At 64.9% G+C, this 12,913-nt stretch carries 10 protein-coding genes and 1 pseudogene; 9 read left to right on the top strand and 2 right to left on the bottom strand.

Going from position 1 to position 12,913, the window contains the following annotated elements:
* Positions 1–6: 6 nt before the first annotated feature.
* Entirely contained in the window at positions 7–513 is a 507-nt protein-coding gene (locus DW355_RS15235) for a TRAP transporter small permease (protein ID WP_131282781.1), read from the bottom strand.
* 32 nt (positions 514–545) lie between these two features.
* Positions 546–1,517, bottom strand: a complete 972-nt coding sequence (locus DW355_RS15230; RefSeq protein ID WP_131281319.1) for a TRAP transporter substrate-binding protein — start codon at positions 1,515–1,517, stop codon at positions 546–548.
* A 164-nt stretch (positions 1,518–1,681) separates the two neighbouring features.
* Here DW355_RS15230 and DW355_RS15225 point away from each other — a divergent pair, with 164 nt between their 5' ends.
* The 9 genes and pseudogenes from DW355_RS15225 (at position 1,682) to DW355_RS15185 (ending at position 12,899) form a co-directional block, all read left to right on the top strand.
* On the top strand, positions 1,682–2,227 hold the full coding sequence (locus DW355_RS15225; protein ID WP_131281317.1) for a winged helix DNA-binding protein: 546 nt from the start codon (positions 1,682–1,684) through the stop codon (positions 2,225–2,227).
* Between the two features lie 105 nt (positions 2,228–2,332).
* Positions 2,333–3,259: a LysR family transcriptional regulator gene (locus tag DW355_RS15220; RefSeq protein WP_131281315.1), complete on the top strand. Its 927-nt coding sequence runs from the start codon at positions 2,333–2,335 to the stop codon at positions 3,257–3,259.
* A gap of 119 nt (positions 3,260–3,378) precedes the next feature.
* Positions 3,379–4,427 (top strand): annotated as a pseudogene (locus DW355_RS18510) (TRAP transporter substrate-binding protein).
* Positions 4,427–5,023: a TRAP transporter small permease subunit gene (locus tag DW355_RS15210; protein ID WP_131281313.1), complete on the top strand. Its 597-nt coding sequence runs from the start codon at positions 4,427–4,429 to the stop codon at positions 5,021–5,023. Before DW355_RS18510 ends, DW355_RS15210 begins: the two are co-directional and overlap by 1 nt.
* Positions 5,020–6,303: a TRAP transporter large permease gene (locus tag DW355_RS15205; protein ID WP_131281311.1), complete on the top strand. Its 1,284-nt coding sequence runs from the start codon at positions 5,020–5,022 to the stop codon at positions 6,301–6,303. The genes DW355_RS15210 and DW355_RS15205 overlap by 4 nt, the downstream gene beginning before the upstream one ends.
* Positions 6,304–6,322: 19 nt before the next feature.
* Positions 6,323–7,003, top strand: coding sequence for a DUF2848 domain-containing protein (locus tag DW355_RS15200; RefSeq protein WP_131281309.1), 681 nt, complete (start codon positions 6,323–6,325; stop codon positions 7,001–7,003).
* A 1-nt stretch (position 7,004) separates the two neighbouring features.
* Positions 7,005–8,366: an amidase gene (locus DW355_RS15195; protein ID WP_131281307.1), complete on the top strand. Its 1,362-nt coding sequence runs from the start codon at positions 7,005–7,007 to the stop codon at positions 8,364–8,366.
* Entirely contained in the window at positions 8,363–9,160 is a 798-nt protein-coding gene (locus tag DW355_RS15190) for a putative hydro-lyase (RefSeq protein WP_207388031.1), read from the top strand. The genes DW355_RS15195 and DW355_RS15190 overlap by 4 nt, the downstream gene beginning before the upstream one ends.
* Before the next feature lie 28 nt (positions 9,161–9,188).
* Complete coding sequence (locus DW355_RS15185; protein ID WP_131281305.1) at positions 9,189–12,899, top strand: hydantoinase B/oxoprolinase family protein; 3,711 nt, start codon at positions 9,189–9,191, stop codon at positions 12,897–12,899.
* The last annotated feature ends 14 nt before the right edge of the window (positions 12,900–12,913 follow it).

Genomic DNA, 12,913 nt, shown 5'->3' with positions numbered 1-12,913 from the left:
GCGGTCTTACTCGTTGTGGAGGGCTTCGCCGTCCGCGGCGACGCGGCGGCCCAGGATTTCAAGCACCAGCTCGTCGAGCATGGCGATCGCGAGAATGAGTGCGCCCACGGCCATGCCGATCTGCGGCAACCACAGCGGCGTGGCGTCGTTGGAAGTGGACACGTCATTGAATGCGTGCGAGAACCAGACCAGTCGCACGCTGTACCAGGCGTATAGACCAGCCAGCAAGGTGCCCAGGCCCAGGGCCCAGAGTTCGAGCAGGCGTTTCCAGGTGCCCTTGAGCGCGGCCAGCAGCAGGGTGACACGGATGTGCTCGCCCCGCTTGAGCGTGTGCGCCAAGGCCAGCGAGGCCGTGCCCGCCATCAGGTAGCCGGCGTAGGCGTCGATGCCGGAGATGTGGAAATGGAACTGCCGTCCAAGGATGGACAGCAGCACCGAGATCAGCAGGCCGACCATGCACAGCGCCGCCACGGCGGCGGCGCTGTCATAGAGGGCGTTGAGTGTTCGGCGCATCATGAATCAGCCCTCTTGTCTGGAAGACCGGCTTACTTCTTGTAGGTCGCCACGAGGGCCTGGCCGTCGGCACCGGATTTCTCCAGCCATTCCTTCAGCATGGTCTCGCCGATCTTTTGCAAGTCGGCCTTGAGCGCGGGCGAGGGCGACAGCACCTGCATGCCTTCGGCCTTGAGCTTGGCCAGCGTCTCGGTGTTGACCTTGCGGCTCGCGTCCCAGCCACGTTTCTCGGCGGCGGCGGCAGCCTTGAGCAGAGCGTCCTGCGTGGACTTGTCCAGGGCACTGAAGGCAGCCTTGTTCACGATGATCGCGTTCTTGGGCAGCCAGGCCTGGGTGTCGTAGTAGTACTTGAGGTGTTCGTACAGTTTGCTGTCCACGCCGGTCGCGCCCGAGGTCATGGTGCTTTCCACCACGCCGGTGGCCAGGGCCTGGGCGAACTCCGCGGCCTGCACAGTCACGGGTTGCGCGCCCACCAGCTCGGCGATGCGCGCCGTGGCCGGGCTGTAGGCGCGCCACTTCACGCCCTTGAGATCGGCCGCGCTATTGATCGGCTTCTTGGCGTAGATGCCTTGGGGCGGCCAGGCCACGGTGTAGAGCAGCGTCATGCCTTGTTCATCGAGCTTCTTCTGCAGCAGCGGCTTCTGGGCTTGGTAGAGCTTGAAGGCGCTGTCGTAGCTATCGGCCAGGAAGGGCAGACCGTCGGCGCCGAAGGGCAACCATTCATTGGAGAAGTTCACCAACAGGATCTCGCCGATCTGGGCTTGTCCACCCTGCACCGCGCGCTTGATTTCCGTGGCCTTGAAAAGCGACGCATTGGCATGCACGGTGATCTTGAGCTTGCCGCCCGTGGCCTTGTCCACGTCGGTCGCCAGTTGCATGAGGTTCTCGGTGTGGAAATTGGTGGCCGGATAGGCCGCAGGCAGGTCCCATTTGGTCTGAGCCAGGGCGCTGCCGCCGATCAAGGCGAGGGCCGCAGTGGCGAAAGTGAACAGGCGACGTTTCATGTGATCTCCAGTGAAATGGGTTGAAAACGGATTGCAGACTGTATTGAAGGTGGCACGGAAGGTGCTTGGTGTTTTCCCGAAATGGCAACATTTCGTTGGTAAATTGTTTTTTATCTCCCTACAATTTGTCGCATGCAATATCAATGCCAGACAGGAGCTCGCTGATGCCGCGCAAAGCCGCTGTTTCATCCGCCACCAAGACACCCCCGGGTTCGCCCATCGTGTCCTCGGCGCACCTGGTCTCGCCGCGCAGCGCCGAAATGAGCGAGTTTGAGTTCGGTTTGATCGTCGCGGGCAATGCCTTCCACCGCTGGATCGCGCACTGCATGAGTGCGGCCGGCCTGAAGGATCTGATGCCGCTGGATGTGCTGGTGCTGCACCATGTGACGCATCGCGCGCGTGATAAGCGCTTGGCCGACATCTGCTTCATCATGAACGTGGAGGACACCCATCTCATCAACTACTCGCTCAAGAAGCTGCAGGGCCTGGGCGTGGTGGCCTCCAGCAAGAACGGCAAGGAGGTGACCTACGCCTCCACCGAGCAGGGGCAGGCCTATGTGCAGCGCTATCGGGAGATCCGTGAAACCTGCCTGATCGACGCGCTCAAGGCCGATGACGGGCTGAACCGCGACATTGGTGAACTTGCGCGGCTCTTGCGAGTGCTCTCGGGTGTGTATGACCAAGCCGCCCGTTCGGCCGCCAGCCTATGAAGAAAAAGCTGGCCTCAGGCGGATTCCGTGTCCGCGGCGTGACGCCGGATGGCGCGCCGGCGTCCGTGCGTTCCTGTCTCGTCACTCCGCCTTGCGGCGTGTGCCATGGTTGACCTGCGCCATATAGAGACCTTCTTCTGGGTGGCGCAGCTCGGTAGTTTCCGCGCGGCTTCGGAGAAATTGCACACCACGCAACCCGCCGTATCGCAGCGCATTGCCTCGCTCGAGGATAGTCTGGGCGTGCGTCTGTTCGAGCGCGATGCCCGGGGCGTGAGTCTGACCGCCAAGGGGCAGGAACTGCTGTCTCATGCCGAGCGCATGTTGCAGATGCGGCAGGACATGATGTTGGCGGCGCGTGAGCAGAACGTCATGAGTGGACCCATCCGCATTGGCGTGGCCGAGACCGTCGTGCAGACCTGGTTGCCGCATTTCCTGGAGCATTTGCACACGGCCTATCCGGCACTCGTGCCGCAGATCGAGGTCGATACGTCCCATGTGATGCGCAGCCAGTTGCTGGCGCGCCAGATCGACCTGGCCTTCATGCTCGGTCCGGTGGACGAAGCCCGCCTGGAGAACCTGCACCTGTGTGCCTACCCCCTGGCCTGGGTGGCGAGTCCGCGTCTGGAGCAAGGGGCTGGCACCTTGAAGCTGACGCAGGTGGCGCGTTTTCCGGTGATCACCTACCCCTCGAACAGCGCGCCGTACAAAGTGGTGCGTGACATGCTGGCGCGGGCCAGGATCAAAGCGCCACGCATGATCGGCAGCGCCTCCCTGTCCATGGTGGTGAAGATGATGCTTGACTGCGTCGGGGTCGGCGTGATCGCGCCGATCTTTCTGGACAAGGAACTGGCCAACGGCGAGTTGCGCATTCTGGATGTGCGCGCCGGCGAGCTGCCGGACCTGGTGTTCACGGCCACCTGGGCGCAGGGGGCGGAAAGCCGCACCTTGAAATCGATCGCGCAGCTGGCGCAGCGCACGGCGTCCGAGTACGAGCGTCGCGGCAAAGGTGCGCGCAAAAAGGTTGGGGCATGAGATTTTTGAGACCCAAGAAAAATTTATACCTTGGCATCCGAAATCGCGATTGGACAGTTCATGCCCGCTCGGTTGGAATGGGACACCGTTCCTTTCTCAACCGCACAGGAGTTCCCCTCATGAAAAAACACGCGCTCACCTTGTTCGCCTGGATTGCCACGGTGCTGGCAGTTCCCGCTTTGGCTCAGAACCTGCCCCGCACGCAGCTCAAGATCGCAGGGGGCCTGAGCAATCTCACCGCGTACCAGGAGTTCGAACAGCCGTTCTGGACCAAGACCATCCCTGAGCTGTCCAAAGGGCAGGTGACGGCCGAGATCAAGGGCTTCAACGAGATGGGCGTCAAGGGTCCGGAGTTGATGCGCCTGTTGTCCTCTGGCGTGCTGGAGTTCGGCACGGCCACCCTGTCGTACTTCGCCAGCGACAACCCGATCAATGAAGCGATCGACCTGCCTGGCCTCGCACCTGATGCCGCGGCCGCGCGCAAGGTGACCGATCTCTTCAAGCCGGTCTACGACAAGTTCTATGGCCAGGGTTCCAGCGTCAAGATCCTGGGTATCTCGCCCTATCCGGCCCAGGTGCTGTTCTGCAATGCGACCCTCAATGGGCTGGCCGATGTGAAGGGCAAGAAAGTGCGCACCAGCAGCCGCACGCAAGCCGAGTTCGTGGAAGCCCTGGGGGAACCAGCGTGACCATGGCTTTTGGCGAAGTGGTTCCGGCCATGCAGAACAAGGTCGTGGACTGTGCGATCACGGGCTCGCTGTCGGGCTATTCGGCCAAGTGGTACGAGGTGGCAACGCACCTTTACGCGTTGCCCATCAACTGGAATCAGCAGATCCACGCCGTCAATCAGAAGGCCTGGGACAAGCTCGACCCCAAGGTGCAGACCTTTTTGCAGACCCATATCGACAAGTTGATGAACGACATGTGGGACGCCGCCGCCAAGCAGACCCAGCTAGGGTATGACTGCAACGGGGGCGCCGCGGCCTGTACCCTGCCGGTCAAGGGCAAGGTCAAGATCGTTCAACCCAGTGCCGCGGACAAGGCCTTGCTCAAGAAGCTGACCACCGAGATCGTGCTGCCCAAGTGGGCCGCGCGCTGCTCGGATCAGTGCGTGAGTGACTTCAATGCCACCATCGGCAAGTCGCTTGGTTTCGTGGCGAAGAAATGATGCTGAGCCAACTCCTGCGTCGCGCCGAGGCCGTGTCCCGCGGCGCGGTCTGGTTCGGAGGAGCGCTTGCCATTGCGAGCGTGTTGCTGATTTCCTTCGACGTGATCGCGCGCAAGCTTTTCAGCTTCACCGTGGGCGGGGCCGACGAGCTGTCGAGCTACGCCTTCGCCATCGGGACGTCCTGGTCGCTGGCTTTCGTTACGCTGCAGCGCGCGAACGTGCGCGTGGACGTGATCTACCAGCATCTGCCAGTTCGTCTGTCCGCGGTGATCGACTGGCTGGCGCTGGCGTCCCTGGGCGTGTTCATGACGGTATTAACGCGTTATGTCTACGACATGGTCGAGACCTCCTGGATCCAGAAATCGGCGGCCAACACGCCGCTGGGCACGCCTCTGTGGATACCCCAGGGCCTGTGGTTGCTGGGCTTGGCCTGGATGTGTGTGACGGTGGCCTTGATGCTGCTGCGCGCTTCGACCGCCTTGGTCACGGGTGACTTGGTGACGGTCAAGGAGATCGGCGGTGTCCGCTCCTCCCAGGAGGAAGCCGAGGACGAAGCCGCCGCCGGCGAGCGTCTGCTGATGGAGGAACGCGCATGATCGCCACCGCCCTGATCCTGCTGCTCGTGCTGGTTGGCCTGTCCCTGCCCGTGGGTGCTGCCCTGGGTTTGCTGGGCTTCACGCTGGATGGCCTTTTTTCCATGTTGCCGCTGACGCGTGGCATCGGTGAAATCGCCTGGAGCACCAACAACGAATTTCTTCTCGTTTCCATCCCTCTTTTTGTTCTGTTGGGGGAAGTGCTGCTGCGGGGCGGTTTCGCCGAACGCATGTACGGCGCCATGAGTCTGTGGCTGTCCTGGCTGCCGGGTGGCCTGATGCACGCCAACATCGGGGCCTCGGCCCTGTTCGCGGCGACTTCGGGTTCCAGCGTGGCCACGGCGGCGACGGTGGGCACGGTGTCGATTCCGCAGATCCAAAAGAACGGCTACAACGAACCCTTGTTCCTCGGCAGCCTTGCCGCGGGCGGTACCTTGGGCATTCTGATCCCGCCCTCGATCAATCTGGTCATCTATGGTGTGCTGACGAATTCCTCGGTGCCCAAGCTCTACCTCGCTGGCATCCTCCCCGGCCTGCTGCTGGCGGGGTTGTTCATGCTCACGGTGTGGATTGCCTGCGTGATCAAACCCGCCTGGGGTGGCAAGAAGATCCAGGCGACCTGGCGAGAGCGTTTCGCGAGCCTGTTGCACCTGCTGCCGCCGCTGGGCATCTTCCTGCTGGTGGTTGGTTCCATCTACGCTGGCCTGGCCACGCCCACCGAGGCTGCCGCCTTGGGCGTATTGGGCGCGCTGGTGCTGGCAGCCTGTTCCCGGCGCCTGACGCTGTCCATGTTGCGCGACGCGGTGGAAGGCGCGATGAAGTCCACGGCCATGATCATGCTGATCGTGCTGGCGGCGGCTTTCCTCAACTTCGTGATGGCGGCGACAGGGCTGACTGATGCGCTGACCCGTTCGATCACGGGGCTGGGACTGTCACCCGGCTGGATGCTGCTGATCGTGGTCTTGTTCTATCTGGTGCTGGGCTGTTTCATGGAAACCCTGTCCATGATGATCATGACCATCCCGGTCATCGCGCCCATCATGATCGGACTGGGCTACGACCCGGTCTGGTTGGGCATCCTGATCATTGTGTTGGTCGAGGCCGCGCTCATCACGCCGCCCGTAGGGCTCAACCTCTTTGTCGTGCAAAGCGTGCGCAAGAGCGGCTCCATGACGGCCGTGATCGTTGGCAGCCTGCCCTTCGTCGGCGCGATGGCGGTCCTGCTGCTGTTGCTGACCTGGTTTCCTGATCTGGCGCTTTGGCTGCCCCGTGTCTTTGGATGACTCTTTCCCTGACTGAACCATGAAAACCGGATTTCAAGTTGAAACCAACACGGGTCCACGAGCCCTGGACATCGATTTCCACACGCTGATCGTCGCGGGGTGGGCCGGGCGCGATCGCGCCGCCGTCGAGCACCACATCGAGGAGTTGCAAGCCTTGGGCGTGCCGCGTCCCAGCCGCGTGCCCTTGTACTACCGGGTCGCGAGCAATCAACTCACGCAGGCCGACCGTGTGCAGGTCGTGGGGCCGCACACCTCGGGCGAGGCGGAAGCCTTCGTTTTCACGCAGGGCGGCGCGCTTTACGTCAGTGTGGCCTCGGACCACACCGATCGCAAGCTGGAGGCACACAGCGTGGCGCTGTCCAAGCAAGTGTGCGTCAAGCCGGTGGCGCGCTCGGCCTGGTTGCACAGCGAGGTGGCCGACCATTGGGACGAGTTGATCCTGCGGTCTTACATCGTCGAGAACGGCCAGAGCGTGCTCTACCAGGAAGGGCAGGTCGCTTCCCTGCGCACGCCGCTGGAACTCATCGTCGACCATGAGCGTGGTGTGCTGCCCGAGGGCGCGGGCATGACCTGCGGCACCATGGCCGCCATCGGTGGCATCCGCCCGGCGACGTCGTTCACGATGGAGCTGTACGACCCGCGGCGCCAGCGCAGCTTGCGGCACAGCTACCAGATCGACGTGTTGCCCGAGGTGTCCTGACATGAGCCTGCCTACCTTGCAGCAGCAGGCCGAGGCCCTGCGCACGGGTCGCGTGACCGCACGCGATCTGGTCGAGACGGCGCTGACGCGCACCAGCGACCCGGCCGGCGAGGGCGTGCGCGTCTTTACCCGCGTGTACGCCGAACGCGCCCGCGCGCAGGCTCAAGCCTCCGACTGGTTGTTGGGGGCCGGGCTGGCGCGCTCGCTGCTCGAAGGCCTGCCGGTGTCGATCAAGGATTTGTTCGACGTGGCGGGTGAGACCACGCTGGCGGGCTCCGTGGTGCTGCGTGACGCCGAGCCCGCCAAGGCGCATGCGCTTGTCGTGCAGCGCCTGATCGCCGCCGGCGCGGTGATCGTGGGGCGCACCAACATGACGGAGTTCGCCTATTCCGGCCTGGGACTCAACCCGCACTACGGCACGCCACGCAACCCCTGGGACCGTGCCACCGGGCGCATCCCTGGTGGCTCCACCTCGGGAGGAGCCGTTTCGGTGACCGACGGCATGGCAGTGGCCGCCATCGGTTCGGACACGGGTGGCTCGGTGCGCATTCCCTCGGCCCTGTGCGGGCTGACGGGTTTCAAGCCGAGCGCCCGTCGGGTTCCGATGGACGGGGTGTTGCCCTTGTCCGCCCAACTGGACTCTATCGGTCCGTTGGCGGCCAGCGTGGCCTGTTGCGCGGCGCTCGACGCGATTCTGTCCGGCGAGCAGAACGCGGACTTGCCCGCGCCAGCCTCTTTGCGCCATCTGCGCCTGGCCTTGCCACTGACCTTGGTACGCGAAGGCATGGACGCCGATGTGGCGGCCGCTTTTGACGCCAGTGTGCGAGCGCTGTCGGCCGCGGGTGCGCAGGTGGAGGAGATCGCGTTGCCAGAATTCGCGCAGCTCGCCACTCTCAATGCGCAGGGCGGATTCACCGCTGCCGAGGCCTGGGCCTGGCATCGCCCGCACATCGCGCGCGCGCCCGAGCGCTACGACCCCCGGGTGATCTCGCGCATCCGGCGTGGCGCCGCCCTGTCCGCTGCCGATTGGCTGGACCTGATGGCCGCGCGCAAGGCCTGGGTCGCCGGCGTTGAACAGCGCATCGCGGGGTATGACGCGCTGCTGATGCCGACCACGCCCGTGATCGCGCCGCCGATTGCCGCCCTGGAGGCCTCCGATGAACTGTATGGCGCGACCAATCTGCTGATGTTGCGCAACTCCACCCTCATCAATTTCCTGGATGGCTGCGCCTTGTCCCTGCCGTGCCACTGCGCAGGTGACGCGCCCGTGGGTCTCATGCTCGCTGGCGCGAATGGCGCCGACCGCCGCATCCTGTCCATCGGATTGGCCATCGAGGCCCGCCTGCACAAGACTGCCACATGAAACACGAAACCCGGATGGACGAGGCCGCCTACCAGGTGCGTCTGAGCGCGCGCAACGGTCAACTGACCGGCCCCACCGCGAACCTGGCTCCCGGCAGAGTGCAGGCCAATCTGGCCATCCTGCCGCGGGCCCTGGCCGATGATTTTTTGCTTTTCTGCCAGCGCAATCCCAAGCCCTGCCCCCTGCTGGCCATGTCCGAGCCCGGCAGCCCGGCGCTGCCCGAGTTGGGGCATGACATCGACATCCGCACCGACATCCCGCGCTACCGTGTCTGGGAAAAGGGGCAACTGGTCGCCGAGCCGACCGATGTGCGCGACTTCTGGCGCGAGGACCTCGTGTCCTTCCTGATCGGCTGTTCCTTTTCCTTCGAGGAAGCCATGCTGGAGAACGATTTGCCAGTGCGCCACATCGAACAGCAGCGCAACGTGCCCATGTACCGCACCCGTGTGCCTACACAGGCGGCGGGGGTGTTCCAGGGGCCGCTGGTGGTGTCCATGCGCCCTTTGAAGGCGGCCGACGCCATCCGCGCCATCCAGGTGACTTCGCGCTTCCCGTCCGTGCATGGCGCACCGGTGCATTTCGGCGATCCGGCCGAGATCGGCATCACCGACATCCATCGTCCCGACTATGGCGACGCGGTGGACATCCGGCCGGGCGAAGTCCCGGTGTTCTGGGCCTGTGGCGTGACGCCGCAATCGGTCGTGGCCGCCGTCAAGCCGGATTTCTGCATCACCCACGCGCCCGGTCACATGCTGGTCACCGACTTGCTGAACAGCCGCATGGCGGTGTTCTGAAAAATCTCATCATCACTTCATTTGCAACATGACTGAAAAGAATCCGCTTCTGAGTGCAGGCCGCTGGCAATTCTGGATCGACCGTGGCGGCACCTTCACCGACATCGTGGCCAAGCGCCCCGATGGCACCCTCACCACGCACAAGCTGCTGTCCGAGAACCCGGAGCAGTACAAGGACGCGGCGGTGGCCGGCATCCGGCACTTGCTCGGCCTGAAGGCGGGCGAACCCGTCACGCCCGCCTTGGTGGAATGCGTGAAGATGGGCACCACGGTCGCGACCAATGCCTTGCTGGAACGCAAGGGCGAGCCCACGTTGCTGGTCACCACCCGGGGTTTCCGCGACGCGCTGCGCATCGCCTACCAGAACCGGCCGCGCCTCTTTGATCGGCGCATCTTGCTGCCGGAACTGCTCTACACCGCCGTGGTCGAGGCCGAGGAGCGCATGGACGCGCACGGCGAGGTGGTGGCGCCCCTGGATGAGGCGGCCGCATCGACACTGAAGCAGGATTTGCAGGCGCAGTTCGACGCGGGCCTGCGCAGCGTGGCCATTGTGTTCATGCACGGTTACCGCTACACCGCGCACGAAGCGCGGGCGGCCAACCTCGCGCGCGAGGTTGGTTTCACCCAGATCAGCACCTCGCACGGCACCAGCCCGCTGATGAAGTTCGTGAGCCGGGGCGACACCACAGTGGTGGATGCCTATCTATCACCCATCCTGCGCCGTTACGTCGAGCAGGTGGCGGGCGAGATGCCTGGCGTGCCTCTGTACTTCATGCAATCCTCGGGCGGCTTGACGGATGCCCATGCCTTCCAGGGCAAGGACGCCATCCTGTCCGGGCCGGCGGGCGGCATCGTGGGCATGGCACGCACGGCCGAGTTGGCCTTCACCGATGCGGCCTCCGCGCCGGCCGAGGGCGGCGTGAAGGTCATCGGCTTCGACATGGGCGGCACCAGCACCGACGTGAGCCATTACGCGGGCGCCTTCGAGCGCGAGTTCGAGACCCAGGTGGCCGGGGTGCGCATGCGCGCGCCCATGATGAGCATCCACACGGTGGCAGCCGGCGGTGGCTCCATCCTGAGCTTCGACGGTGCGCGTTTCCGGGTCGGACCCGAAAGCGCGGGCGCCAACCCCGGGCCGGCGAGTTACCGGCGCGGTGGCCCGCTGGCTGTGACCGATGCCAACGTCTTCCTCGGGAAAATCCAGCCTGCCTGGTTCCCCAAGGTGTTCGGTCCGAAGGCGGATGAAACCCTGGATGCCGAGGCCGTGCGCGCCAAGTTCGACGGACTGGCGACCCGCACCGGCCGCAGCGCCGAGGATGTGGCCGAGGGCTTCATCAACATCGCCGTGCAGCAGATGGCCAACGCCATCAAGAAGATTTCGGTCGCGCGTGGGTACGACGTGACTCGCTACACCCTGCAATGCTTTGGTGGCGCGGGCGGTCAGCATGCCTGCCTGGTGGCCGATGCCCTGGGCATGACGCGGGTACTGGTGCACCCGCTCGCGGGCGTGCTCTCGGCTTACGGCATGGGCCTGGCCGACCAGAGCCTGATCCGCGAACAGGCGGTGGAAACGGCGTTGAGCGAGGCGGCCTTGCCCGACCTCACGGCGCGGCTCGATGCCCTGGCGGACAGTGCGTCGCAGGCACTTGCGGGGCAGCAGGTCAGCCAAGGCGCGATCACCGTGCAGCGGCGCGTGCATGTACGTTACGAAGGCAGCGATGCGGCCTTGGTCGTGTCCTGCCCGGAGGCTGCGACGCCGCAAGCTGTCCACGCGGGCATCGTCGCCGCCTTCGAGACTGCTTACCGCCAACGCTATGCCTTCCTGATGCAGGGCAAGGGTCTGATCGTCGAAGCGGTGTCGGTCGAGGCTGTGATCGCGGGCGACGCACCCACCGAACGGCGGCAGGCCCTGAGCCCGGTGCGCGAAACGCCGCGTCGCGACACCGTGCGGCTTTACTCGGGTGGTGCGTGGCACCCGGCGGCCCTGGTCGTGCGCGAGGACCTGCGCCCCGGCGACCTGATCACCGGCCCGGCCATCATCGCCGAGAAGAACGCGACCACCGTGGTCGAACCTGGCTGGGAAGCGAAGCTGACCGCGCTGGACCACCTGGTGCTGGAGCGCCGAGTGGCGCGCGAGCAGCGCTACGCCGCCGGCACCCAGGCCGACCCGGTGCTGCTGGAGGTGTTCAACAACCTCTTCATGAACATCGCCGAGCAGATGGGCCTGCAGCTGCAGAACACCGCGCACTCGGTCAACATCAAGGAGCGGCTGGATTTCTCCTGCGCGCTGTTCGACGCCGAGGGCAATCTGATCGCCAATGCACCGCACATGCCGGTGCACCTGGGCTCCATGGGCGAGAGCATCAAGACCGTGATTCGCGAGAACGCCGGCCGCATGCAGCCGGGCGACGTCTACATGCTCAACGATCCCTACCACGGCGGCACCCACCTGCCCGACGTGACGGTGATCACGCCGGTTTACATCCAGGGCAGCGCGGAGCCCACGTTCTACGTCGGTTCGCGCGGCCACCACGCCGACATCGGTGGCACCACACCGGGCTCCATGCCACCGTTCTCGACGCGCATCGAGGAAGAGGGCGTGCAGATCAACAACGTGAAGCTGGTGGACCGTGGCGCGCTGCGCGAAACCGAGGTGCTGGCGCTGCTGGCGAGTGGCGAATACCCCTCGCGCAATCCGCAGCAGAACCTGGCCGACCTGAAGGCGCAGATCGCCGCCAATGAAAAAGGCGTGCAGGAACTGCGCAAGATGGTCGCGCAATTCGGCCTGGACGTGGTGCAGGCCTATATGCGGCACGTGCAGGACAACGCGGAGGAGTCGGTGCGCCGTGTGATCACCCGGCTCAAGGACGGTAGCTACACCCTGGCACTGGACAACGGCGCGCAGATCAGCGTGGCGGTGCGCGTCGACGTCGCCAGCCGTGGCGCGGAGATCGACTTCACCGGCACCAGCCCGCAGCAGATCAACAACTTCAATGCGCCCACGGCCGTCTGCATGGCCGCGGTGCTCTACGTCTTCCGTACCCTGGTCGACGACGACATTCCGCTCAACGCGGGCTGTCTCAAGCCGCTCAAGGTCATCATTCCGCCGGGCTCGATGCTGAACCCGAATCCGCCGGCTTCGGTGGTCGCGGGCAATGTGGAAACGTCCTCCTGCATCACCAACGCGCTCTATGGCGCCCTGGGCATGATGGCGGCCAGCCAGTGCACGATGAACAACTTCACCTTCGGCAATGCGCAGTACCAGTACTACGAGACCATCTCGGGGGGCTCCGGCGCTGGGGCGGTGATCGACGAAACCGGGCGCGTGGTGAGCGGTTTCGACGGCACGAGCGTGGTGCAGACCCATATGACCAACTCGCGCCTCACCGACCCCGAGGTGCTGGAGTTCCGTTTCCCGGTGCGCCTGCTGGCCTACGAGATTCGCCGGGGCTCGGGCGGTGCTGGCCGTTGGCGAGGCGGCGACGGCGGCGTGCGGCGCGTCCAGTTCCTGGAAAGGATGACCGCGGGCATTCTGTCGAATGGTCGCGTGCACGGTGCTTTCGGCATGGCCGGTGGCGCGCCGGGGCAGCCGGGCATCAACCGGGTCGTCCGCGCGTTCCGTGGTGGAGCGGCCGATTCGGTGGAAGTGCTGGGGCACATCGGGACCGCGGAGATGCAGCCCGGTGACGTCTTCGAAATCCACACGCCGGGCGGCGGGGGATATGGCACGCTCAGCTGAGCCTTGGCTACACT

Origin of the sequence: Hylemonella gracilis, from assembly GCF_004328645.1 — a bacterium.
GTDB classification, from domain to species: Bacteria; Pseudomonadota; Gammaproteobacteria; order Burkholderiales; family Burkholderiaceae_C; genus Hylemonella; species Hylemonella gracilis_B.
Note: the sequence above shows the minus strand (reverse complement) of the source record. Positions and strands in the feature narration are given on the sequence as shown.

What these genes read in the sequence shown, in the direction of transcription:
- DW355_RS15225 (WP_131281317.1), top strand. Translation starts at nt 1,682, where the DNA reads ATGCCGCGCAAAGCCGCTGTTTCATCCGCCACCAAGACACCCCCGGGT.
- DW355_RS15205 (WP_131281311.1), top strand. Translation starts at nt 5,020, where the DNA reads ATGATCGCCACCGCCCTGATCCTGCTGCTCGTGCTGGTTGGCCTGTCC.
- DW355_RS15235 (WP_131282781.1), bottom strand. Translation starts at nt 513, where the DNA reads ATGCGCCGAACACTCAACGCCCTCTATGACAGCGCCGCCGCCGTGGCG.
- DW355_RS15185 (WP_131281305.1), top strand. Translation starts at nt 9,189, where the DNA reads ATGACTGAAAAGAATCCGCTTCTGAGTGCAGGCCGCTGGCAATTCTGG.
- DW355_RS15200 (WP_131281309.1), top strand. Translation starts at nt 6,323, where the DNA reads ATGAAAACCGGATTTCAAGTTGAAACCAACACGGGTCCACGAGCCCTG.
- DW355_RS15195 (WP_131281307.1), top strand. Translation starts at nt 7,005, where the DNA reads ATGAGCCTGCCTACCTTGCAGCAGCAGGCCGAGGCCCTGCGCACGGGT.
- DW355_RS15220 (WP_131281315.1), top strand. Translation starts at nt 2,333, where the DNA reads ATGGTTGACCTGCGCCATATAGAGACCTTCTTCTGGGTGGCGCAGCTC.
- DW355_RS15230 (WP_131281319.1), bottom strand. Translation starts at nt 1,517, where the DNA reads ATGAAACGTCGCCTGTTCACTTTCGCCACTGCGGCCCTCGCCTTGATC.
- DW355_RS15210 (WP_131281313.1), top strand. Translation starts at nt 4,427, where the DNA reads ATGCTGAGCCAACTCCTGCGTCGCGCCGAGGCCGTGTCCCGCGGCGCG.
- DW355_RS15190 (WP_207388031.1), top strand. Translation starts at nt 8,363, where the DNA reads ATGAAACACGAAACCCGGATGGACGAGGCCGCCTACCAGGTGCGTCTG.